General features: G+C 66.4%; 1 protein-coding gene. It reads right to left on the bottom strand.

Going from position 1 to position 515, the window contains the following annotated elements:
- The coding region (locus ACTJK8_RS32370; RefSeq protein WP_440763213.1) for a HAMP domain-containing protein at positions 1-515 on the bottom strand (515 nt) is incomplete at both ends.

Genomic DNA, 515 nt, shown 5'->3' on the forward strand with positions numbered 1-515 from the left:
AGCTCCAGGATCTCGCCCTTCACGTCGACGGTGATCTTCTTGGACAGGTCGCCGTTGGCCACAGCGGTGGTCACGTCGGCGATGTTGCGGACCTGACCCGTCAGGTTGGCCGCCATCATGTTCACGTTGTCGGTCAGGTCCTTCCAGGTCCCGCCGACGCCGCGCACCTGCGCCTGACCGCCGAGCTTGCCCTCGATGCCGACTTCGCGGGCGACGCGGACCACCTCGGAGGCGAAGGAGTTCAGCTGGTCCACCATCGTGTTGATGGTGGATTTGAGCTCCAGGATCTCGCCCTCGACGGCGACGGTGATCTTCTTGGACAGGTCGCCGTTGGCCACCGCGGTGGTAACCTCGGCGATGTTGCGCACCTGACCGGTGAGGTTGGCCGCCATCATGTTCACGTTGTCGGTCAGGCCTTTCCACACGCCGCCGACGCCCTTGACCTGCGCCTGCCCGCCGAGCTTGCCCTCGGTGCCGACCTCGCGGGCGACGCGCGTCACCTCGGAGGCGAAGGA

Origin of the sequence: Methylobacterium sp. 22177, from assembly GCF_052045615.1 — a bacterium.
GTDB lineage: Bacteria > Pseudomonadota > Alphaproteobacteria > Rhizobiales > Beijerinckiaceae > Methylobacterium > Methylobacterium radiotolerans.